General features: G+C 62.0%; 24 protein-coding genes and 2 tRNA genes. 19 read left to right on the top strand and 7 right to left on the bottom strand.

What is annotated here, in order from left to right:
- Positions 1-91: 91 nt before the first annotated feature.
- Positions 92-1093 carry a YihY/virulence factor BrkB family protein gene (locus RPG13_RS10530; protein WP_126103669.1) on the top strand — a complete coding sequence of 334 codons (1002 nt, stop codon included), beginning with the start codon at positions 92-94 and terminating at the stop codon, positions 1091-1093.
- Here the strand turns inward: RPG13_RS10530 and RPG13_RS10525 are convergent.
- Positions 1050-1334 (bottom strand): DUF3606 domain-containing protein, encoded by a 285-nt coding sequence (locus tag RPG13_RS10525; RefSeq protein WP_095483514.1) that lies wholly within the window; start codon positions 1332-1334, stop codon positions 1050-1052. The genes RPG13_RS10530 and RPG13_RS10525 overlap by 44 nt on opposite strands.
- Before the next feature lie 220 nt (positions 1335-1554).
- Here RPG13_RS10525 and RPG13_RS10520 point away from each other — a divergent pair, with 220 nt between their 5' ends.
- Together RPG13_RS10520 and RPG13_RS10515 are read left to right on the top strand one after the other, a co-directional pair.
- Complete coding sequence (locus tag RPG13_RS10520; protein WP_029348484.1) at positions 1555-1818, top strand: hypothetical protein; 264 nt, start codon at positions 1555-1557, stop codon at positions 1816-1818.
- 191 nt (positions 1819-2009) lie between these two features.
- Positions 2010-2210, top strand: coding sequence for a CsbD family protein (locus RPG13_RS10515; protein WP_095483513.1), 201 nt, complete (start codon positions 2010-2012; stop codon positions 2208-2210).
- A 145-nt stretch (positions 2211-2355) separates the two neighbouring features.
- On the opposite strand, the gene RPG13_RS10510 is transcribed toward RPG13_RS10515, so the two are convergent.
- Positions 2356-2556 carry a hypothetical protein gene (locus RPG13_RS10510; RefSeq protein WP_095483977.1) on the bottom strand — a complete coding sequence of 67 codons (201 nt, stop codon included), beginning with the start codon at positions 2554-2556 and terminating at the stop codon, positions 2356-2358.
- 219 nt (positions 2557-2775) lie between these two features.
- On the opposite strand from RPG13_RS10510, the gene RPG13_RS10505 reads away from it, so the two are divergent.
- Positions 2776-3666, top strand: coding sequence for a transglutaminase family protein (locus RPG13_RS10505; RefSeq protein ID WP_126103670.1), 891 nt, complete (start codon positions 2776-2778; stop codon positions 3664-3666).
- Positions 3667-3736: 70 nt separating this feature from the next.
- The gene (locus RPG13_RS10500; RefSeq protein ID WP_095483511.1) at positions 3737-4618 is read left to right on the top strand and encodes a transglutaminase-like domain-containing protein; all 882 of its coding nucleotides are present in this window, start codon (positions 3737-3739) and stop codon (positions 4616-4618) included.
- Here the strand turns inward: RPG13_RS10500 and RPG13_RS10495 are convergent.
- Both RPG13_RS10495 and RPG13_RS10490 read right to left on the bottom strand, forming a co-directional pair.
- Positions 4609-4908, bottom strand: coding sequence for a DUF1236 domain-containing protein (locus tag RPG13_RS10495; RefSeq protein WP_095483510.1), 300 nt, complete (start codon positions 4906-4908; stop codon positions 4609-4611). The two genes, RPG13_RS10500 and RPG13_RS10495, sit on opposite strands and share 10 nt — an antisense overlap.
- A 771-nt stretch (positions 4909-5679) precedes the next feature.
- Positions 5680-5754: transfer RNA gene (locus RPG13_RS10490), tRNA-Thr, on the bottom strand.
- A 214-nt stretch (positions 5755-5968) separates the two neighbouring features.
- Between RPG13_RS10490 and RPG13_RS10485 the strand changes: the two genes are divergently transcribed.
- From RPG13_RS10485 to RPG13_RS10430, 12 genes are all read left to right on the top strand, one after another.
- Positions 5969-6157 (top strand): hypothetical protein, encoded by a 189-nt coding sequence (locus RPG13_RS10485; protein WP_095483509.1) that lies wholly within the window; start codon positions 5969-5971, stop codon positions 6155-6157.
- Between the two features lie 129 nt (positions 6158-6286).
- Complete coding sequence (gene murA / locus RPG13_RS10480; RefSeq protein WP_095483508.1) at positions 6287-7579, top strand: UDP-N-acetylglucosamine 1-carboxyvinyltransferase; 1293 nt, start codon at positions 6287-6289, stop codon at positions 7577-7579.
- 91 nt (positions 7580-7670) lie between these two features.
- Entirely contained in the window at positions 7671-8102 is a 432-nt protein-coding gene (locus RPG13_RS10475; protein ID WP_095483507.1) for a DUF2948 family protein, read from the top strand.
- A gap of 10 nt (positions 8103-8112) precedes the next feature.
- Positions 8113-9405, top strand: a complete 1293-nt coding sequence (hisD, locus tag RPG13_RS10470) for a histidinol dehydrogenase (RefSeq protein WP_126103671.1) — start codon at positions 8113-8115, stop codon at positions 9403-9405.
- 6 nt (positions 9406-9411) lie between these two features.
- The gene (locus tag RPG13_RS10465; RefSeq protein WP_126103672.1) at positions 9412-9897 is read left to right on the top strand and encodes a UPF0262 family protein; all 486 of its coding nucleotides are present in this window, start codon (positions 9412-9414) and stop codon (positions 9895-9897) included.
- A gap of 1 nt (position 9898) precedes the next feature.
- A complete protein-coding gene (locus RPG13_RS10460; protein ID WP_281032968.1) occupies positions 9899-10363 on the top strand; it encodes an arsenate-mycothiol transferase ArsC in 465 nt (154 codons plus the stop codon).
- A gap of 92 nt (positions 10364-10455) precedes the next feature.
- Positions 10456-10674, top strand: a complete 219-nt coding sequence (gene infA / locus RPG13_RS10455) for a translation initiation factor IF-1 (protein ID WP_006200926.1) — start codon at positions 10456-10458, stop codon at positions 10672-10674.
- A gap of 27 nt (positions 10675-10701) precedes the next feature.
- A complete protein-coding gene (locus RPG13_RS10450) occupies positions 10702-11328 on the top strand; it encodes a Maf-like protein (protein ID WP_126103674.1) in 627 nt (208 codons plus the stop codon).
- Between the two features lie 49 nt (positions 11329-11377).
- Entirely contained in the window at positions 11378-11575 is a 198-nt protein-coding gene (yacG, locus tag RPG13_RS10445) for a DNA gyrase inhibitor YacG (protein ID WP_095483502.1), read from the top strand.
- 198 nt (positions 11576-11773) lie between these two features.
- Positions 11774-11849, top strand: a tRNA-Phe gene (locus RPG13_RS10440).
- A gap of 334 nt (positions 11850-12183) precedes the next feature.
- Entirely contained in the window at positions 12184-12720 is a 537-nt protein-coding gene (locus RPG13_RS10435) for an MgtC/SapB family protein (protein WP_095483501.1), read from the top strand.
- Positions 12721-12978: 258 nt separating this feature from the next.
- Entirely contained in the window at positions 12979-13419 is a 441-nt protein-coding gene (locus RPG13_RS10430; RefSeq protein WP_095483500.1) for a hypothetical protein, read from the top strand.
- Between the two features lie 546 nt (positions 13420-13965).
- On the opposite strand, the gene RPG13_RS10425 is transcribed toward RPG13_RS10430, so the two are convergent.
- From RPG13_RS10425 to RPG13_RS10415, 3 genes are read right to left on the bottom strand one after another with little or no spacing between them, the layout of a single operon-like run.
- Positions 13966-14838, bottom strand: coding sequence for an alpha/beta hydrolase (locus tag RPG13_RS10425; RefSeq protein WP_126103675.1), 873 nt, complete (start codon positions 14836-14838; stop codon positions 13966-13968).
- A gap of 23 nt (positions 14839-14861) precedes the next feature.
- A complete protein-coding gene (fhuB, locus tag RPG13_RS10420) occupies positions 14862-16907 on the bottom strand; it encodes a Fe(3+)-hydroxamate ABC transporter permease FhuB (protein WP_442921335.1) in 2046 nt (681 codons plus the stop codon).
- Entirely contained in the window at positions 16900-17820 is a 921-nt protein-coding gene (locus RPG13_RS10415) for an ABC transporter substrate-binding protein (RefSeq protein WP_337124991.1), read from the bottom strand. Before RPG13_RS10415 ends, fhuB begins: the two co-directional genes overlap by 8 nt.
- A 256-nt stretch (positions 17821-18076) precedes the next feature.
- Between RPG13_RS10415 and RPG13_RS10410 the strand changes: the two genes are divergently transcribed.
- Together RPG13_RS10410 and RPG13_RS10405 are read left to right on the top strand one after the other, a co-directional pair.
- Entirely contained in the window at positions 18077-20155 is a 2079-nt protein-coding gene (locus RPG13_RS10410; RefSeq protein WP_337124990.1) for a TonB-dependent siderophore receptor, read from the top strand.
- Positions 20156-20402: 247 nt separating this feature from the next.
- Positions 20403-20747 (top strand): hypothetical protein, encoded by a 345-nt coding sequence (locus RPG13_RS10405; RefSeq protein WP_164547040.1) that lies wholly within the window; start codon positions 20403-20405, stop codon positions 20745-20747.
- Positions 20748-20752 lie beyond the last annotated feature (5 nt).

The following is a 20752-nucleotide window of genomic DNA, read 5'->3' as shown; positions in this document are numbered from 1 at the left end:
AACTCCGGATCCAAACGGACTTACCCATCTGCTGCTCTGGTCCGTTGCCGTGCTGCCTCTAATTGCTTGCTGAGAGGCAGGTGAGGCTAGCATGTGGAATCTGGCGAAAGAGGGCTGGGCACTCCTTGCGGAGAGCATTGTCGGCTTCATCAATGACAACGCCCTGAGTCACGGGGCAGCAATGGCGTTTTATGCCACAACCTCGCTTGCGCCGATCCTGCTCATCGTTGTCGCTATCGCTGGCCTGGCCTTCGGAAATGATGCGGCGCAACTTGCCCTTTCGGCCCAGCTCGCGGGTCTGATGGGGCCGCAGAGCGCGGAGCTTTTGCAAGCGACAATCGAAAATGCCTCCCATCGGACGGCGGGCACTCTTGCGGCCATCCTGGGGCTCGTCACGCTGTTCGTCACCGCATCCGGCGTGTTCGGCGAAATGCAGCTTGCGCTGAACGAAATCTGGAAAGTCAAACCGGTTAAGACATCGATTTCCGGGCTTGTGCGGGCCCGCGCCGCAAGCCTTGGGCTCGTCGCCGCGCTTGGCTTCCTGCTCCTGGTGTCCCTGGTCGCGAGCGCTGCAATTTCTGCGCTTGGCGAAATCATCAACGCATATCTGCCCTTCGGCACCATTATCCTGAGCACAATCAACGGGATCGTCTCGTTTGCCCTGATCGCGCTTTTGTTCGCGGCAATCTACAAGGTCCTGCCCGATCGCGCGCTGCGATGGCGCGACGTTGGCATCGGCGCGGTGGTGACGGCGTTTCTCTTCACGATCGGCAAGTCGCTGATCGGCTGGTATATCGGAGCAAGCGCAACCGCATCGTCATACGGCGCAGCCGGTGCGCTGCTCGTCGTGCTGTTGTGGGTCTTTTATTCGTCCGAGATCTTTCTGCTGGGCGCCGAATTTACACGAGCCTACTCGGTTCGATATGGCAGCCGATCCGATCTGGAGGCGACCATCAAAGCAAGTGATCGCGAACAGAAGCTGGCGACGGCGGCCAGGATTGAAAAGTCTGAAAACGAAATCCTTGGCTGGATTGTTTTCAGCAGTCTCCTCACCGCGTTTCTAAGCCATTTCTGGCATCAACACCGGCGCTGAGACGTCCGGCGCGGCGGCCCGAGCCTAGCAGGGGCTTGGGGACATCTGATCGAAGCGACGTGCGAAGTTCCTTCGCCGCCGCCACCAGCTTGGCGCGGTTGCTTCCATATCTCTTGATCAACTGATGGACTTGCGCCGGGGTGATACCGTTTTGCCGGGCAAAATGCGCTACTATGTAGTCCTCGCTGCCGGAGATCCGATCCCGGTGGCGGGGATAGAGCTTCGCCGCGTCGGCTGTCATGCTTACTCTCCTTTTTGGTCACGTTTGCTGAACGATGTATGATTGGCCAACGCAAAAGGGGCGATTTCGTTGCCGCATGCGACACCAGTGCACTTCGCTTTTTCGCCTCAGCCCTGACGCAGCAAAGCAATCGGACCGACGCACGCCTTCGGTTCCATACGTCGATTTTTCGAGACTCAGCCCTCTGGCACGCGCATGATACGGGCAGGGAGGAAAAGCCATGCGCGAATTGCCAAAGAGCATTGACGCAGACGTTGTAATCGAAATCAGCAGGTTGCTCGACGACCGTGCGAAGTCGGCACCAGTGCCAGTCCACAAGCTTGCCTCGATGATCTCGAATAGTGTCGAGACCGACCTGCCGACAGCTTCCATTGAAGAGTTGATCGTTGAAATGGCCATGACCCGCCAACTTCCGATGTTGTTCGATCTACCGGGGGCGGATGCAGACAACGTCATATCGATCGCATTGGCGCGCGCCAGCTGATCCCGCTGGGGAACCTTTCTGTCGAGCGTGATTTCAAGACGCGGACGGTTCCATTCGATCCCCTTCTCCGCCCCGCTGGCTCCGGCCGGCGGCTTTTGCTGCGTCGCCCATAATAATCGTCATGGGCGATCCGCCGTTCGGGAACGTGTGGTGTCCATTTGCATTTCCTCCAGACAACAAAGGAGGAATCCATGAACTGGGATCAAATCAAGGGAAAATGGATGCAGTTCAAAGGCAAGGCCAAGGAGCAATGGGGCGACCTCACGGACGATGACCTTGATCGCATCGAGGGCAATCGTGACCAACTCGCAGGACGTATTCAGGAGCGGTATGGAATTGCCAAGGAAGAGGCAGAGCGCCAGATAGACGACTGGTCCAGAAGCCTCACCTGAGCGTTCAGAAGGCTGCGCCGTCGATCGGCGCAGCCTTCGGCACCGTCCAAAGCCTGCCGCTCCGAAATGAGCGGCGGGCGACGTGTATGCGATGGTGGCGAGGTGATCTACGCCACCGTCGCTTTCAGGATGTTCGGAACGAGAGCTAGCGCGCCGATTGTCTGTTGGCTTGTGCGGCGACTGCCGTGAGGAAAGCGGTTGCGGCAGTATCGCACGCCGCTCGGGACGGGCTATAGGCGAAAAGGATCAGCTCGGCAGCCCCTATCGTAAGGCCATGCTTTTCAGCGAAAGCAGCTATTTCGTAGGGCTTGTCGTGACCTATGGCCAGATCGTAGTCTTCGTTCATTACTTCCTCCCGTTTGCGACGTTCCTCGCCTTGGCCCCTCCTTGGCGCAAAGATTAAGTTCCGGGGCATTGAGAGAGTCTACCAATTGGAGATTGCAAAAGGCTTAGGCCTACGGCGCCTGATGCGATCCGGTCGAGGCGGAGGACCTCCATTTTGTCCGCTGCACATCGAAAAAGATTATATGATTGCGCTGATATCGCAGGTGGTCGACGCAAGCCAATGCCGATTTTTTCAGTCAAGCACACGACCGTCTATCGCTACACGCAACCGGTGACGTTTGGCGAGCACCGGCTGATGTTCAGGCCGCGCGATAGTTTCGATCAGCGACTTCTCGATCACGCGCTGTTTGTGAACCCCGAGCCCAAAGAGATTCGCTGGATCCACGACGTTTTCGGAAACTGCGTTGCGGTAGTCGACTTCAAGGGCTCCGAAGACGAACTGCGTTTCGTGACAGACATTCGGCTCGATCACACACCGCAGCATGCGCCTGATTTCCGGATCGATGAAGCGGCACTCAGCTATCCCTTCTCCTATGATCCCGACGAGGCAACCGACCTCACTCAAACCATGGAGCGCCATCATCTCGATGACGGCGACGAGATCGGCAAATGGGCACGACAGTTCGTGAGTGCCAGAGGGCATACCGAGACGGGCAAATTGTTGATGACGCTTTGCTATGCCATCCACGAGAGCTTTGTGTATTCCCGTCGAACTGAACCAGGGACGCAACCGCCGCTCATGACGTTGCACCTGCGTCGAGGCACATGCCGGGACTTTGCGCTGTTTATGATGGAAGCAGTTCGTTCGCTGGGTTTTGCCGCGCGTTTTGTGACTGGCTATGTCTATGTGCCGAACCGCGATAGTGCTTCTGTCCTCGGCGGCGGTTCGACGCATGCCTGGTGCCAGGTCTATTTGCCTGGCGCGGGCTGGGTCGAGTTCGATCCCACCAATGGCATTGTCGGCAACCGGGATCTGATCAGGGTGGCCGTCGCCAGGCACCCGCAGCAAGCCATCCCTCTTTCTGGAAGCTACTCCGGCAGCGCGTCGAGTTTTCTCGGCATGACGGTGGAGGTCAAGGTGGTGAAGGAAGCCGGCACCAATGGAAATTAGAGAACCCTAATGTTTTGCGGAACTGTTCGGACAGTCTGGAGTTTGCTGAAATCAACGCGTTGGAGCTGCCATGCGTATCCGCGCCGGTTTCAAGCTTGCCTACGAATGTCCGCAGCCGACACCGATGCTGCTCGTCCTTGAGATCCATCCTTCACGTCGCATCGATCTTTTGACAGAACAAATCATCGGCTTCGATCGCCCGAGCGAGGCCCGCGGCTATATCGACGCTTTCGGCAATCTATGCACGAGAATAGAAGCGCCCGCCGGGCTGACGACGATATCAACGAACTTCGAAATCTATGACACCGGTAAGCCAGAAATTGTGGTCGCCGACGCCATCCAGCACGATATCAAAGAGCTGCCCGACTACGTGCTCAGGTTTCTTCTCGGCAGTCGCTATTGCGATACCGATCGGCTTGGCGACTTCGCTTGGGCCAATTTCGGCAACACCGCACCCGGATGGGCGCGCGTCCAGGCGATCTGTGATTTCGTTCACGAACACATCGCCTTCAACTACCAGGCCGCGGACACGCTGCGGACCGCCTACGGCGCGCTAACCGATCGGGCCGGCGTTTGTCGTGATTTTGCGCATCTGGCAATCACGCTGTGCCGTTGCATGCACATTCCGGCGCGATATTGCACCGGCTACCTCGGCGACATCGGGATACCGCCGATGCCGTATCCCATGGATTTCAACGCATGGTTCCAAGCCTATCTCAGCGGCCATTGGTTCACCTTTGATGCACGGCATAACCAGCCTCGTATCGGCAGAATCCTGATGGCGACGGGATGCGATGCGAATGACGTCGCCATCTCAACGAGCTTCGGTCTTTCCCGGCTTACTCGCTTCGAAGTCATCACAGAAGAAGTCCAAGCCGAGCCTGAGAAGGCGCCAGCCCGCCGCACCTTTCGGCATGACGGGCTTCAGCGGGAGGGGTCAAGTCAATCGTAGACCTTCACAATCTTGCGGGTACCTGGATCGACCAGGACGGTTCGGCCGTCGATGACTACGTAGCGGTACTGAACGTCCGGCACCTCGTAGAGCTCGACTGTCTCGGGCAGAGCAGTGCCGATGTTGAGCTCCACGCCGGGAAGGCTGAGGGATGCCAACGGTTTCTTTTTCACGTATTCCCGGATCACAGTGTCCTGCTCGGGTTGAATGATGACGTCCTGAGCAGCGGCGGCGCTGACACCAACGAGCAGAAGGATGCCTGCCGCAGCCGATGTAAGTTGCTTACCCATATTAGCCTCCGAGCAACCTTCAGCTGCGGTGCTTGATTGCTGCCGCCACGGGTTGCTTACTTATCTAAAACGGGGCGGAGCAATTCTTGTTCCGGTGGCGCGGCGCGAACCCGCTGCCACGGCATATCAACGCTGACGTTTGAGGTCGCGCCCGCTCAAGGCTTAGTTTCTTCCTGAGGAGGCGCGCTTGGGACTGGACAATCAGGATGCGGCCATTGTTCACACGGAGAGGGCTTGTCGCCAGCGTCGCCATAACGTTCCACGAGTTTTGCGAATCCGTAGGCGAAGGCGAAAAGCAGCACCAGGATAACCACTAATCGAGCGGCCATAGGGGATTGTAGCAGGATCCAGCTTAGGTTTGACCCAGCATCAGCTTGCGCTCGGCAGGCTGCCCGTCACTTTCTGCGAAACTTGTCTCGGTTCCGAAGGTCCCAAGCATAATAGTAGGCGGCCATAATGCAGGGCAGCCCGATACCAATCAACAAAAAGAAACCGATCCCACCGATCAGCGGCTCAAACAATTTGCCGATCGCCAAGAGCGCAAACAATCCGATTAAGACCACAACAGGCATCGCGTCTTTTAGCCGACGGGAGACACATCGTCACTCCTCGTCGACGGCTTGAATTTCCGCACGACTCGTAAATGCAACGGGGATAAAGTCCACGGAAAATCCACGGATACTGGTGCCGTGTTGCGCCTTCGTTCGCCTGCTGGTGCCGGAAAGAAGAAATGACCAGGCGAAGCACACTATTGAGAGTCTTCAGGAAAACTGGTGCTGCGAGAGAGGATTGAACTCTCGACCTCTCCCTTACCAAGGGAGTGCTCTACCACTGAGCTACCGCAGCCGCTGATGGCGGGGCTTCTGCCATATCGAACCGGCAAGCGCAAGGCCAAGCGCAAGTCATCTGTGAAAGCCCGCTCCGGCGGGTTTTCCGGACATGGCGGCGCCACAATGTTGGCTATCCCTTGAGAACGGATTGGCGAGATAAAAAGTATTAAAGCGTACTTTGTGCGTCCAGGCGGACGCACGTCGCTTTAAGCGTCAGCCGGGACGGAACCATGAACGACACGATAATTCCACCTGACAAAAGCGGTCCATCGAAAAAGACCGACCGCAAGACCCGGCTCGCGGAGCAATTGCGCGCCAATCTGCAGAAGCGCAAGGCGCAGTCGCGCTCGCGGCGCACTGGCGACGCCGACAAGCGGCCGGACGGGCTCGATGCCTTAAGGGAAACGCAAAAGGATTGACCTATATCAACAGGCTGGGCCCAAGCCCGAAATCCTGTTTCTTGAACCAAGCCGGCCAATGGTCTAGACCGGCCACAACAGACTCAACCGATTGAAAACCGGCCTTTCGGCCGAGGGGACGTTTCTTCCATGGATCGCATCAGAATTGTCGGCGGCAACAAGCTTGCCGGAAGCATTCCGATCTCGGGCGCGAAAAATGCCGCGCTGCCGCTGATGATCGCCTCGCTTTTGACCGACGACACGCTGACCCTGGAAAACGTGCCGCACCTGGCCGATGTCGAGCAGCTTATCCGCATCCTCGGCAATCATGGCGTCGACTATTCGGTCAACGGCCGCCGCGAAAAGCAGCAAGAAGGCTATTCGCGCACCATCAATTTTTCCGCCCGCAACATTGTCGACACCACGGCACCCTACGAGCTGGTGTCGAAGATGCGCGCGTCTTTCTGGGTGATCGGGCCGCTGCTTGCCCGTATGGGCGAGGCCAAGGTCTCGCTGCCCGGCGGCTGCGCCATCGGCACGCGCCCAGTCGATCTTTTCCTGGAAGGCCTTCAGGTGCTTGGCGCCGATATCGACGTCGACACCGGCTATGTCATCGCCAAGACCAGGAACGGCCGTCTTGTCGGCAACCGCTACGTCTTCCCGAAAGTATCGGTCGGTGCCACCCATGTGCTGATGATGGCGGCTTCGCTGGCCAAAGGCGAGACGGTGCTCGAAAACGCCGCCCGCGAGCCCGAGATCGTCAACCTCGCCGATTGCCTCAACGCCATGGGCGCCAGGATTTCCGGCGCCGGCACCGCGACCATCACCATCGACGGCGTTGAAGCGCTGTCGGGTGCGCGCGTCCGGGTGATACCCGACCGCATCGAGACCGGCACCTATGCGATGGCCGTCGCGATGACCGGCGGCGACGTCGTGCTCGAAGGCGCGCGCGCGGACCTGCTGCAGACCGCGCTCGACGTGATTTCCCAGACGGGTGCCGAGATCACGCAGACCAATTCCGGCATCCGCGTCAGGCGCAACGGCGCCGGCATTGCGCCGGTCGACGTGGCGACGGCGCCCTTCCCGGCGTTCCCGACCGATTTGCAGGCGCAGTTCATGGGCCTGATGACCATGGCCAAGGGCAAATCGCGCATCACCGAGACGATCTTCGAGAACCGCTTCATGCACGTGCAGGAGCTTGCCCGGCTCGGCGCCCACATCACGCTTTCCGGCCAGACGGCGATCGTCGACGGCGTCTCGAAGCTGAAGGGCGCCCCGGTCATGGCGACCGACCTCCGCGCCTCGGTGTCGCTGGTCATCGCCGGCCTGGCGGCCGAAGGCGAGACCACGGTCAACCGCGTCTACCATCTCGACCGCGGCTTCGAGCGGCTGGAAGAAAAGCTGTCCGGCTGCGGCGCGGTGATCGAGCGGATTTCCGGCTAGGCGATTTCGCAAGGTTTGCGGCGCGGTTGCGCGGACCGAAAAGACCGCCTAACAGAAGGTTGAATTGTCAACTTTCAGGTGTGAAATCCGCATGGCTCTCAAGCTTGTCGCGCTCGACGATCAGGATCTGAGCATCGTCTCGGCCCATGTCCAGGACGCGGTGCTGAAGGTCGGCGACCTCGAATACATGCCGGCGGCCAAGCGCTTCGTGGTGACCATGAACCGCTTCGTCTGGGAGGCGAAATCGGGCCTGTTCCGCCAGCACAATGAGCGGCGGCAAAGTGTGCTGCATTTCGACCGGGTGCTGGGCGCCAAGACCAGCGGCATTGCCCGCGACAAGCCCGATGAGGTGCTGTCGCTGCTGGCGATCAGCTTTCTCGCCCTCGACAAGCCGGCCGGCATTGTCGAGCTGATCTTTTCAGGCGGTGGCGCGATCATGCTCGATGTCGAGTGCATCGAGGCGCGGCTCGCCGACATCGGCGGTGCCTGGGAAGCGACCTCGCGCCCCTTCCACAGAGCCTGAGCAGCGCAAGATGGCCATCACCCTTCGCCTGTCCGATGCCGATTTCGAGCAGCGTTTTGCCGCGTTCCTTTTGACCAAGCGGGAAGTCTCGGCTGATGTCGATGCCGTGGTGCGCGAGATCATCGCACGAGTGCGCGCCGAGGGCGACGCGGCGCTGGTCGACTACACGCAAAAATTCGGCGGCGGCGACCTGATCAAGCTCGGCATTGCCGTCTCCGAGGATGACATTGCCAAGGCGTACGACGCAGCGGATCCGCAGACGATCGAAGCGCTGAAATTCGCGCGCGAGCGCATCCGCGCCCATCACCAGCGGCAACTGCCGCAGGATGACCGCTATACGGACGCCGCCGGCGTCGAGCTCGGCTCGCGCTGGACGGCGGTCGAAGCGGTCGGGCTCTATGTGCCGGGCGGCACGGCGAGCTACCCGAGCTCGGTGCTGATGAACGCCATCCCAGCCAAGGTCGCCGGCGTCGAGCGCATCGCCATGGTTGTGCCTGCCTCCGGCGGCGGGGTGCCGCCGCTGGTGCTGGTGGCCGCCGACCTCGCCGGCGTCTCCGAAATCTACCGCGTCGGCGGCGCGCAGGCGATCGCGGCGCTGGCCTATGGCACCGAGACGATAAAGCCGGTCGCCAAGATCGTCGGCCCCGGCAATGCCTATGTCGCCGCGGCCAAGCGCCAGGTCTTCGGCACGGTCGGCATCGACATGATCGCCGGGCCTTCGGAAGTGCTTGTCGTGGCCGACGGCAGCAACGATCCGGACTGGATCGCCGCCGACCTGCTTGCCCAGGCCGAGCATGACGTGTCGGCGCAGTCGATCCTGATCACCGACGATCCCGCCTTTGGCGCGGCGGTCGAACAGGCGGTCGAGCGCCAGTTGAAAAGCCTGCCGCGCGCCGAGACGGCGGCGGCGAGCTGGCGCGATTTCGGCGCCGTCATCCTCGTTCCCCAAATCGAGGCAGCACTGCCGCTGGTCGACCGCATCGCGGCCGAACATGTCGAGCTTGCGATCGACGAGCCGGAAGCCTTCCTGGCGCGGATGCGCAATGCAGGTGCTGTTTTTCTCGGCCGCCACACGCCGGAAGCGATTGGCGACTATGTCGGCGGCTCCAACCACGTGCTGCCGACGGCGCGCTCGGCGCGCTTCTCATCCGGGCTGTCGGTGCTCGATTTTGTCAAGCGCACCTCGATCCTGAAGCTCGGGCCGGAGCAGTTGCGGGCGCTGGCGCCGGCGGCCATCGCGCTGGCCAAGGCGGAAGGCCTCGACGCGCATGGACGCTCCGTCGCCATACGGCTGAACATGTAGACTGACATGTCCGACTACGATCGAACCCATGGCAGGCTGATCGATGTCGAACTCGACGAATCGATCGGCCGTTCGACGCCCGATGTCGAGCATGAGCGGGCGGTGGCGATCTTCGACCTCATCGAGGAGAACCGCTTCCAGCCGGTCAATGACGACGGCGCCGGGCCTTACCGGCTAAAACTGTCGCTGGCCGAATCCCGCCTGGTCTTCGCGGTGACGCGCGAGGACGGCACGGCGGTCGTCACCCACATCCTGTCGCTGACGCCGCTCAGGCGCATCGTCAAGGACTATTACATGATTTGCGAAAGCTACTACGACGCCATCCGCACCTCGACCCCCAGCCAGATCGAGGCGATCGACATGGGCCGGCGCGGCCTGCACAACGATGGCTCGCAGACTTTGATGGACCGGCTGGCCGGCAAGATCGATATCGATTTCGACACGGCGCGCCGGCTGTTCACGCTGGTCTGCGTGCTGCACTGGCGAGGCTGAACTGCCAGCCCCTCTGCCCCGCTCGATCCTGCCCCGCTCGATCCTGTTTGTCTGCGGCATGAACGCCGTGCGCTCGCCGATGGCCGAGATGCTGGCGCGCCAAATGCTTCCGGCGACCACTTTCGTGGCGTCGGCCGGGGTGCGCGGCGGCGAACGCGACCCATTCGTCGACGCCGTGCTGGCCGAGGACGGGCTTTCGCTGGGTGGACGACACCCGAGGACACTGGACGATCTTGAGGACGACTATTTCGACCTGATCGTCACGCTGTCGCCGGAGGCGCATCACACCGCGCTCGAGCTTACCCGCTCGCTTGCCGTCGACGTCGAATACTGGCCGATGCCGGACCCGACCGGCGTGGGCGGCACGCGTGAGCAGATCATGGCCGCCTATCGTGAAGTGCGCGAACGGCTAAAGGCGCGGATCGGCGGCCGTTTTCTGGCGCCGGAAGCAAAAAAACCGCGCTGATTAAGCATGTTCACAAGCGCACGATTATCATATAGGTTCCGCCCAAATTCCGGCCGGGGCGCTGGGAATCCCCATCCAAGCAAAGGTATCGAATGCCGAAGGAAGAAGTCCTCGAGTTTCCGGGTGTCGTCACGGAATTGTTGCCCAACGCGATGTTCAGGGTGAAGCTCGAAAACGAACACGAGATCATCGCCCACACGGCCGGCCGCATGCGCAAGAACCGCATCCGCGTGCTGACCGGCGACAAGGTCCTGGTCGAGATGACACCATACGACCTGACCAAGGGCCGCATCACCTACCGTTTCAAGTAAGATCGTCAGAGTTCGGCCGGGATCGCGATGAGCATTTTGCAGAAGCTCGTGCTTGCCTCGGGTTCGCCGCGCCGGATCGAGCTGTTGCAGCAGGCCGGCATCGAGCCGGATCGCGTGCTGCCGGCCGGTGTCGACGAGACGCCGCTGCGCGCCGAGCATCCGCGCTCGCTGGCCAAGCGCCTGTCGAAGGAAAAGGCCGAGAAGGCGCTGGGCTCACTGCAGACGGAAGAGGACTATGCGCCCAGCTTCGTGCTGGCCGCCGACACGGTGGTCGCCGTCGGCCGGCGCATCCTGCCCAAGGCCGAAACGTTCGACGACGTCGCCAATTGCCTCGGGCTGCTGTCCGGCCGTTCGCACCGGGTCTATTCCGGCATCTGCCTGATCACGCCGGCCGGCAAGCTGCGCCAGCGGCTGGTCGAGACCAGGGTGCGTTTCAAGCGGTTGCCGCGCGCCGAGATCGACGCCTATGTGGCCTCGGGAGAATGGCGAGGCAAGGCCGGCGGCTATGCCGTCCAGGGGCTGGCCGGCGCCTTCGTCGTCAAGCTTGTCGGCTCCTACACCAACGTCGTCGGCCTGCCGCTCTATGAGACGGTGGCGCTTCTGACTGGCGAGGGGTTCAAGGTGCACGCCAACTGGCAGTCAGTTCGGCCATGAGTTTCGGGGTGGCCATGAGTTTCGGAGCGGCTATAAGTTCGGGGCGGCCATGAGCTCGGACGACAAAGTCACGCCGCTGCGCCCCAAGCGGCCATGCCCCGAATGCGGCAAGCCGTCGGCGCGCGAGACCTATCCATTCTGCTCGACACGCTGCAAGGACATCGACCTCAACCGCTGGCTCAAGGGCGCCTACGTCATTTCGGCCCGCGACGACGAGGACGAAACGGACGGTGACCCTCCCAAATGAGGCCCGTTCAGAGCAGTCCGCTGGTCCCGACCGTGGCCCATGAATCAGCCTGTCGAACAACTGCTGGTCTCCCGCTCGAAATCAACGCTTAAGCGCTGGACAGGCCGGATTCCCGTGCTATAACCCACGCGCTTTCAAGGGGCGCCTGCGGCGCTTTCAAGAAATCCGGTGTGCAACACTGCCCGCGTGCCGGAACAGGCCCAGATAGCTCAGTTGGTAGAGCAGCGGACTGAAAATCCGCGTGTCGGTGGTTCGAATCCGCCTCTGGGCACCAATTTTTCCCAAATAAATTCAGAAACTTATGAAAAAGCTGTGGTTCGGGATGAACTTCGAGCAGCGTGACTTTGATCTCCGGCTTGCACCGGCTGCAATCGAACTCCAGCTTTAGCGGACCGAACCCGCCGCCATACACCATCGTCAGGTCGGCCGAACGGCAATAGCGGACATTGCCGCAACTGCATTCCGCCTTGATGAGCATATTGTGCCGGGCCTTTCCCAGCGTGTCGATCGGATCGTGCGCCATAAGGTGGAGGCCGGCGCTCCCTCCGGCAAACCTTGGGGAACCTGGCCGGTCCGAGCACGTTGTGTCCGGTCAGCCCGGGTTACTCATGCAACAACTCCTCCAAGAATTCGGCCATCCGACATACGTCCCGTTTCCGGTTATTGCGGCCAGGCTTCTACTGGCGTCGATCTTCGGTGCTGCGATCGGTTTCGAACGCGAATGGCGAAATCGGCCTGCTGGCCTTCGCACCCATATCCTGATCTGCGTGGCAGCGGCTACTTTCGGTATTCTGACGATTGAAATCGTTCACGCGCCGATGTTTCTGCAGGAATCGGTGAAGGTGGATCCGATTCGTGTTGTCGAAGCGGTTACCGCTGGCGTCGCGTTCCTTGCCGCCGGATCGATTTTGTTTTCGAGAGGCGAGATCCACGGGCTGACGACCGGTGCAGGCATGTGGCTGTCCGGCGCAATTGGCGTGGCGTGCGGGCTCGGTCTGTGGCAGGTGGCGGCCCTCGGCACGCTTTTGGTGCTTGTCGTGGCAGGCCTTCTTTATAGTTTGGCAGCCAAGTCCGGGATTGGCGAGAGCACCGAACAAGGAAAGCCCATGTCGGAAGAAGATAAGTCCAAGCGGCGCAAAGGCTGAGGGCAACGCCCCGCGTGCAAAGGACGAACCGCGGCGTGCGTGACGGATCCCAAGCTGGCCCCTGGCGCGTCATATCCCTCGCTGCCTGGAGAAATTTGACCCCGGAGGTGGTTCGATTCCACCTCAGGGCACCATTTTCCAACACAGCCGGCCTCGCCCGACGAAACATCTTTGCTCGCTTTGGGCCGATGACGGATTTGATTTGCTTGGTGATCCCCTATCCTTAGGGCAAACTACCTCTGGGCTCTAGGAGGAGAAATGAGAGCACGCGCAGCAACGGTTGGAGATCTGGAAGCTCTTTTCCGTGATCTGTCCAAGCGGATATCGGACGAGTACGCCGCGGCCGGCAAGGACAGCAAGATCGCGTACGACAATCTGATGATGAATTTGAAAGAGGGCCGTGCTCATGCGCTTGTCCAGGGTGAAAAGACCGTGGCGATCATCGCGTGGCACGAGCATAGCGACGCCGCCGATACGCTATTCGCCGCACAGGAGGATTTCTTCAGCGCCGCAACGGTTCGCTTCTGTAAGCGGCACATTCGCCATATCCAGGCGCTCGCCGGTAACCTCCCCATTCACTCGCGCAGCTGGCTCCAGAGACCGGATGTCGCAAAATGGTTTCGAATAATCGGCTATGTCGAGCGAGGCCAGGAGAATGGCGCCAACCTGTTCGAACTACCGCCGGCTCGCGCCGAATAACAAACGCTACCTTGGAGATCCGGTGGCGACGCGCTCACAGCGGCGCGCGGATGGTTGAATCCAACTGAAGTGTGATTTTGCAATTCGCAGCTGTTGCCTTAGCCGAAAAGGCCCGCCGCTCCATTTGCGAAGCGGCGAGGCCCCATACTCGGGGACGATGCCGGGGTGTTACCCGGCATTGCCTACGGTGCAATTCAGGTGCCAGACATGTTGACCCATAATGGGTCACCGCATCCGGGAAGCGCGAACGACCTTCCGCGATCACACCACTGCCATCGCTTGCCACGCCTGCTATATTCCCTTGCGGTGGACCTGATTTCCGCCTGGCCGGCGCCCATCAGGCAAACCTACCCCAACGCCCCCCCAAGTGGCGCCGGCCAATCTTCGCCACCGACATCTCCAGCAAGCCCTGCGAGGGCGAGACTTGCGCGCCACCGTCGCCAGGCCCGATAGTCACCTCGAGCGGACCTCATATCGGGCACACACGGATCTGCGATCGGAAGAGGCGCCCTCGGCGCCGCGTTGGCGCGCCCCGAGCACCTGCGTTCAGGGACGATGCACCGCGAATGCCGCCTGAACGGCACGGTTGACCGTGACCGGCAGGATGGACATGTGGTTTTCGCCGGCATGCAGTTCGAAACCGGCGCTCAGGCCAGGGATCGTGCCGAGACGCTCCGCCATCTGCCGCGCGAATTCGTCGGTGCGCGTCAGCTTCTTGTGCTCCAGGCGCTTTGCCTCATCCGCAGCACCGATCTGGAACGGCGCCAGCTTTTCGGTCTCGTATTCGCCGGCCGACAGCATCACCTGCGTCATCAAGCCATCCGGCACGGCGGCTTCGAACGCCTGGAGAAAGCGGTCGATGAGGCGATCCTCCCAATAGATGGCCGGGCTGGCAGCAATCCAGGTCTGGAAGGCGAGAGGGCGAGTGAACAGGGTATAGAGCGCAAACAGCCCGCCAAAGGAGTGGCCGTAAAGCGCCTGCCGGCCGCTGTCGATCCTGGTGCGGTTCGCCACCCACGGCTTCAATTCGTCCTCGATGAAGGCGAGGAACTCTTCCGCCCCGCCGGTCCTGACCTCCGGGCCACCATCATGGAATGGCGGATAGATCTCGCCAGGCGGCGGTCCGAGATCCCATGACCGCCTGAGCGGGTCGTAGGCGCCCGCCACGGGATAGCCGATGGCGACGATGATCCCCTCCTCGACATTGGTGCCGAGCGGGTAACCCGCCTGGGCGCGCATGGCATCGACGGCGGTGGCGATCACGGCGTTGCCGTCGGTCATGTAGAGCACCGGCCAGCCAGCCCGTGGCTCTGGCTTTGCCGGCACATGCAGGAATATCCGGTAGGGATCGCTGCCATGCGCGGGAGCCAGATCGTGGACGGTGGTGTCGGCGATCAATGCCTCCATCGACTTGGGCATGGATATCTCCACAGGGACAAAAGTCAGCGGCGGCGCAGCAGCCACATCAGCACCGGGCCGCCGATCAGCGTGGCGACGAGCCCGGCCGGGACCTGGCGCGGGAAGATGACAGTGCGGCCGATCCAGTCGGCGGCGACCATGATCAAAGCCCCAACCAGCACCGCGCCGGCGGCTTGCGGCAGCGCACGGGCGAGCCCAAGGCGGCGGGTGAGATGCGGCGCCATCAGGCCGATGAAGGTCAGCGGGCCGACGATCAGCGTCGATGCGGCGGTGAGAACAGCAACCATCAGCAGTACGAGAAGCCGGGTCTTGGGCACATCGACGCCAAGCGACTGGACAGTGGAGGACCCAAGCGGCAGCATATCCAGCCAGCGCAGGAAAAGCGGCGCGAGCAGCAACAGGCAAAAAGCGATGGCGCCGGTCAGAAGCGCGGCACCGGCATCGACGCCATAGGTCGAGCCGGTAAGCCAGTTGAGGAGTTTCACGGCGCGCGGATCACCTGTGGCGGTCAGCATCAGGATCAGCGCATCGAACAGCGCCGTCAGGGCCACGCCGGCGAGCAGCAAGCGCTCCGGCGCATAGGCGGCGCGTCGCCCCATCGCCAGCGTCACCAGCAGAGCGGCGAAGGCGCCGACGGTCGCCGACGCAGTCTGGGCCGGGCGGCCCGCATCGGAGAGCGAAAACAGCGCCACCATCATGCCGAGCGCCGCACCGGCGCTGATGCCGAGCACCTCGGGACTGGCCATCGGATTGCCGGTCAACCGCTGCATCATCAGCCCGGCAAGCGCCAGCATCGCGCCGGCGGCAAACGCGGCGGACACGCGGGGCCAGCGCCATGACAGCAAGGGCTGCAACTGGTCGCCGAAGGCGAACGTCCAGCCGTCCGGCCCTGGCCCATAGAGCAACGCCAGCCCAAGCAGCAGAAGCAGGGACAGGCCAATCGTCGCCAGCACTAGGCCGGGCCGGCCTGTTCTGGGCAGGCGCTCCTCGGTGAGCGCCGGGACCTCCAGGCGAAGCGCCAGGCGTGGCAGCAGCCACAGCAGCAGCGGCGCGCCGAGAAGGGCTGTGATCGCGCCGGTCGGCAGCAGGTCGCCCTGCGCCCCGGTCGCCAATTGCACCGCCTGGTCGGCGGCCCACAGAAGCGCTGCACCGATGAGCGGCGCCATGACCAGCCGCTGGCTCAGCCGGCGCGCACCGCCGATGCGGGCGAGGGACGCCGCCGCCAGGCCGACGAAGCCGACCACGCCGACAGCAGCGACGACGAAAGCGATGAGCGCGACGGAAGCAGCCAGCCCGGCGAAACGATACACGCCAAGCGGAACGCCGAGGCTGCGCGCGCCTTCATCGTCGAGGCCAAGCAGGGTGAGCGGCCGCACCATGAGGCCGATCACCAAAGCCGCAGCGCCGATGCGCGGCAACAGCCAAAGCGTCGTCGTCCAGTCCTGCTGGCCGAGCGACCCGGCGCCCCAGATAAACAGGCTGGTCAGCCATTCGTGCCGGAGCACGATGGGGGCTGCTCCAACCGCGCCGGCGTAGAGACTGACGACCAGCCCTGCCAACACGACGGAAAGCGGCGACAGGCCCTTATGCCAGGACAGAGCGAAGACGGCCGATATGGCGACAAAAGCGCCGGCAAGCGCCACCCATTCGCGGCCGTAGGCAAGCAGGGAGGGTGCCAGAAGCGTCGCCAATGCCAGAGCCAGATAGGCGCCGGCCGAGACGCCGACGGTTTCCGGCGAGGCCAGCGGGTTGCGCAAGACCTGCTGCAGAACGGTTCCGGCAAGGCCAAGGGCGGCACCGCACAAAAGGCTGACCGTAAGCCTGGGCAGGAAGGCATAGTGAACGAGAACCTGCCGCATGTCGTCGATATCAGGGGCGGTGAGCGATTGCAGCCAAAGTGCCGAAGGCAGCTGCACGGTGAGATTGGAGGCAGTTGCCGCCGCCGCTGCCGCTGACAGCACCGCACAGAGCAGGATCGCGGCCGCCGGCTGTTTGCCCAACATGCGGCGCGACCCTCTCCGGCCAGTCAGGCTGCCGTCTTCCGCCAAGGCTGTTGCGTCCTCAGCCACGGGCAGCTTCCCCAGTCATCGCCTTGGCCAGGACGCGGGCAAAACGGGTGGCGGACGGCAGCGCGCCGAACATCAGGACGGCGGGAAGACGTATGATCGAGCGGTTGCGCACGAAGGGCATCGCATTCCAGACCGGGCTTTCGGTCAGCGTGCCGCCGGCGCCCTCGGGCAAGGGTTCGAGATAGGCAAGGCGCGCGTCGCTCGACGTCGCCAAGCCGTCGATGCCGACGGTCGAAAACCCCCAATAATTGGTCTCGCCCGCCCAGGCATTGCGCAGTCCGATACGGTCGAACACCTCTTGAAACAGGCTTTTCCTGCCGTAGACGCGCACATTGCGCGGATCCAAGAAGCTGACGATATAGATCGGCCGCGCCGAAAGCGGCGCCAGCTCCCGGCGAACTTCTGAAAAATAGGCGTCCGTCGCTGTGATCAGCGCTTCGCCTTCCGTTTCCTTGCCGACAAGCTTGGCCAGCTGGCGGGTTGCCTCTATGGCGCGCTGATAGGGCTGTCCCGCTTCGGTATAGAGCCCGATCGTCGTTACCGGCGCCACGCGTTCGAGCAGCGGCTTGATGCCGTCGAGATACGGCATGGACAGGATGATGTCCGGGGCAAGCTGCTGCAGCAGTTCGAGATTAGGTTCCAGCAACGTGCCGACATCGGCGATCTCCGGCGGTAGCGGCGGTTCGACCACCCAGTTCTCCCAGACGTCGCGACCGGCAATGGCCACCGGGTTGACGCCGAGCGTGAGCAATGTCTCGGCCAGCCCGTCATCTAGGCAGACGATGCGCAGCATCTTCGCCTCGACCATCGAGGGCACAATGCCGGCGAAGGGCAGCGCGAAAAGTCCGAGCGCCGCGCGCCGGGTCATTCGGTTGCGAGGGCGGATGGCCGTCTGGATGTGACGCTCAGGCACGGTCCCTGGTCTCTCTTCAATCAAGGTGTGGGCATTTCCGGAATTTGGCTGCCGGCGGTCGATACCGGTTGACTATGAAACATGACTTTAATAGTCAACATTGAAGATGACTAAAAGAGTCAACATTTATTGCGCCGGCCGAATCGATGCCGCGCTTCGCAGACAGTGAGGGTGATCGAGGTTGAGCGCATATCGTGCGGCAGGTCGGCGAAACGGCATTCCAAGCCAAGGCTCCCTGATCGCTGCGACATGCCTCTTGACCCTGCTCTGCACCCACGCCTTCGCGCAGGAAAATACGGTCGAGCTCAATCCGATCAATATCGAGGGACAGACCGACAGCCCGATCGGCCCGGATGACGGCTATATCGCCAAGAACACCACCACCGGCTCGAAGACCGACACGCCGCTGAGGGAAATTCTGCAGTCGGTGTCGGTGGTGACCCGCAAGCAACTCGACGACCGCCAGCCCGGGCAGCTTGAGGACGCGCTATCCTATCTTGCCGGCGTCACCACCTCGCCTTGGGGCGTCGACAACCGCTTCGACCAGTGCCTGATCCGCGGTTTCGACCTCTGCACCTCGGCGATCTACCGCGACGGGCTGCCGCAGAAGGTGATCGACTTCTCCGGCTTCAAGATCGAGCCCTACGGGCTGGAGCGCGTCGAGGTGCTGAAGGGACCGTCCTCGGTGCTCTATGGCGAGAACGAAGCCGGCGGCATGGTCAACGCCATCAGCAAGCGACCGACGGACACGCCGATCTATGACGGCTTCCTCAGCTATGGCAGCTTCGACACGGTCGAGGCCGGGCTCGACATCGGCGGGCCGGTCGACGACGCCGGCGTGTGGTCCTACCGGCTGGCCGGGCTGGTGCGCAACGGCGCGATCGAAACCGACTATTCGCGCAACGACCGCATCTTCGTCGCACCGGCGCTGACATGGCAGCCGGACGCGCAGACCTCGCTCACCATCCTCGCCAACTACCAGTGGGACAGGCTGGCGCCCGGTCAGTTCCTTCCCGTGGGCTATGGCCTGCCGCGGAGCTTCTTCACCGGCTCGCCTGACTTCGACCGCTTCGACGCCAACCACGGCTCGATCGGCTACCAGTTCAGTCACGAGTTCGACGACCATTGGACGGTGCGGCAGAACCTGCGCTACTCCCAGCAGGATACCGACTACCGGCAACTCTATTTTGGAGACTGGCTCGGCGGCCCGGCGATGATCGACGACCACACGATGGCGCGCACCCTGTTCACGGTGGACGAGACGGCACGGCTGTTCAGCGTCGACAACCAGGCCGAATACAAGGCTGACTTCGGGCTGGTCGAAAACAAGCTGCTGTTCGGTCTCGATTACAACAGGCAGTCCGTCGATGGTATAAACCACTATGGGCAAGGGCCAGACCTCGACATCCTGAACCCGGATTACTCGATCCCGATCACGCCACCCGCCGGCATCCTTGTGGATCGCGTGGAGACGATCGGACAGGTCGGCCTCTATGCGCAGAACCAGTCCAGGATCGCCGACCACTGGGTGCTGACTTTCGGCGGCCGACAGGCCTGGATCGACCACACCAATGAGGACCGCAGCGGCAACGGGGGCAGCTACGACCAGAACGACCATGCCTTCACCGGCAATGCCGGCGTCGGTTATCTCTTCGACAATGGCCTGACGCCCTATGCCAGTTATGCCGAATCCTTCACCACCAATATCGGCCAGTCCCAGTCCGGAGACGCGTTCCAGCCTTCGTTGGGAAAGCAATACGAAGTCGGCGTGAAGTACGAACCGAGCTTCTTCCCTGGTTTCATCACTGCTTCGCTGTTCGACCTGCGCAAGACCAATGTTGTGACCTCTATCGGTCAGTTTCAAGTTCAAACTGGAGAAGTCCGGCATCGCGGCCTCGAGATCGAGGCCAATGCCGACCTCGCGTCCGGCCTGAGCATGACTGCGGCCTACACCTATCTCGACGCCGAGATAACCAAGGATGCCCCCGCCGTCGTCGGCAACCGCCCGTCGCTGGTGCCTGAACACCAAGCGTCGCTGTGGGCCAATTACGAGGTCGGCAACGGTATGCTTGAGGGCTTGAGCGTCGGCGCGGGCGTGCGTTACATCGGCGCAAGCTTCGGCGACAACGCGAATGCAACCAACGTGCCCGGCCACACGCTGGTCGATGCGGCACTGCGCTACCAGAAGAACGGCTGGCAGGCCGCGATCAATGTCTCCAACCTGTTCGACAAGACCTACTACTCGACTTGCTATAGGGCCGGCAGCAATGAAGACCTCAGCTGCATCTATGGCGAAGGCCGCGTCATCAAGGGCAGCCTCAGCATGAGGTTCTAGGGGCAGCGGCGGCGGCCTCCAGCATCATTTTTCCTCCATGAACGCATTGCATGCTGAAACGGCTCCGACCTGCGATTCCAGCCGGGCAGATCGCCTGGAACGGCAGGACGACCCGACATAAATCCAAAAAACCGGTAGCAAGCCGCCGCCAGAAAGTGTTGAAGACCGTGCCGATCGTATTCCACGCGGCGCGATCCAGTTGCGCTCGGCAAGGCTTGATGATTTGTTGCCGCTTCAAGGAGAATGAATGATGCGCGAGCCTGTCGGTCAAGACGAATATGGGTCGGCCAACCCCTTCGACCCGGACGACCTGTCGACGTTGAACGCAATGGGTCCGGGTGTGGCCAGCAACGATTTCGAGAAATACGCGGTCGCCGTGATCATCGTGTTCGGCGCCCTTATCATCGGTGGGCTGATGGCCGCATCCCTGGCCTTGGGGCACCGCAACGGCTTCCTGTACGCGCTTGGCGGCGCCACCGCGGCGTGGATATCCGGAAATGCGCTTCTGCTCGATCGGCCGCGTATCTATGCCTTGTTCGTCGGCGTGGCGGCGGTGATGCTGATTGCGTCCACCGTCACCTTGGTCATCTGACGGGT

The sequence above is a fragment of the Mesorhizobium sp. ISC15 genome (genome assembly GCF_037162615.1).
In the GTDB taxonomy this organism is placed as follows: Bacteria; Pseudomonadota; Alphaproteobacteria; order Rhizobiales; family Rhizobiaceae; genus Mesorhizobium; species Mesorhizobium mediterraneum.
The sequence above is the reverse complement of the archived record's forward strand: the minus strand, read 5'-3'. Positions and strand labels throughout refer to the sequence as shown.

What these genes read in the sequence shown, in the direction of transcription:
- RPG13_RS10425 (WP_126103675.1), bottom strand. Translation starts at nt 14,838, where the DNA reads ATGCCCAAGTCGATGGAGGCATTGATCGCCGACACCACCGTCCACGAT.
- RPG13_RS10435 (WP_095483501.1), top strand. Translation starts at nt 12,184, where the DNA reads ATGCAACAACTCCTCCAAGAATTCGGCCATCCGACATACGTCCCGTTT.
- RPG13_RS10485 (WP_095483509.1), top strand. Translation starts at nt 5,969, where the DNA reads ATGAACGACACGATAATTCCACCTGACAAAAGCGGTCCATCGAAAAAG.
- murA (WP_095483508.1), top strand. Translation starts at nt 6,287, where the DNA reads ATGGATCGCATCAGAATTGTCGGCGGCAACAAGCTTGCCGGAAGCATT.
- RPG13_RS10495 (WP_095483510.1), bottom strand. Translation starts at nt 4,908, where the DNA reads ATGGGTAAGCAACTTACATCGGCTGCGGCAGGCATCCTTCTGCTCGTT.
- RPG13_RS10530 (WP_126103669.1), top strand. Translation starts at nt 92, where the DNA reads ATGTGGAATCTGGCGAAAGAGGGCTGGGCACTCCTTGCGGAGAGCATT.
- RPG13_RS10525 (WP_095483514.1), bottom strand. Translation starts at nt 1,334, where the DNA reads ATGACAGCCGACGCGGCGAAGCTCTATCCCCGCCACCGGGATCGGATC.
- RPG13_RS10515 (WP_095483513.1), top strand. Translation starts at nt 2,010, where the DNA reads ATGAACTGGGATCAAATCAAGGGAAAATGGATGCAGTTCAAAGGCAAG.
- RPG13_RS10465 (WP_126103672.1), top strand. Translation starts at nt 9,412, where the DNA reads ATGTCCGACTACGATCGAACCCATGGCAGGCTGATCGATGTCGAACTC.
- infA (WP_006200926.1), top strand. Translation starts at nt 10,456, where the DNA reads ATGCCGAAGGAAGAAGTCCTCGAGTTTCCGGGTGTCGTCACGGAATTG.
- RPG13_RS10510 (WP_095483977.1), bottom strand. Translation starts at nt 2,556, where the DNA reads ATGAACGAAGACTACGATCTGGCCATAGGTCACGACAAGCCCTACGAA.
- RPG13_RS10430 (WP_095483500.1), top strand. Translation starts at nt 12,979, where the DNA reads ATGAGAGCACGCGCAGCAACGGTTGGAGATCTGGAAGCTCTTTTCCGT.
- yacG (WP_095483502.1), top strand. Translation starts at nt 11,378, where the DNA reads ATGAGCTCGGACGACAAAGTCACGCCGCTGCGCCCCAAGCGGCCATGC.
- RPG13_RS10475 (WP_095483507.1), top strand. Translation starts at nt 7,671, where the DNA reads ATGGCTCTCAAGCTTGTCGCGCTCGACGATCAGGATCTGAGCATCGTC.
- hisD (WP_126103671.1), top strand. Translation starts at nt 8,113, where the DNA reads ATGGCCATCACCCTTCGCCTGTCCGATGCCGATTTCGAGCAGCGTTTT.
- RPG13_RS10520 (WP_029348484.1), top strand. Translation starts at nt 1,555, where the DNA reads ATGCGCGAATTGCCAAAGAGCATTGACGCAGACGTTGTAATCGAAATC.
- RPG13_RS10450 (WP_126103674.1), top strand. Translation starts at nt 10,702, where the DNA reads ATGAGCATTTTGCAGAAGCTCGTGCTTGCCTCGGGTTCGCCGCGCCGG.
- RPG13_RS10505 (WP_126103670.1), top strand. Translation starts at nt 2,776, where the DNA reads ATGCCGATTTTTTCAGTCAAGCACACGACCGTCTATCGCTACACGCAA.
- RPG13_RS10500 (WP_095483511.1), top strand. Translation starts at nt 3,737, where the DNA reads ATGCGTATCCGCGCCGGTTTCAAGCTTGCCTACGAATGTCCGCAGCCG.
- RPG13_RS10405 (WP_164547040.1), top strand. Translation starts at nt 20,403, where the DNA reads ATGATGCGCGAGCCTGTCGGTCAAGACGAATATGGGTCGGCCAACCCC.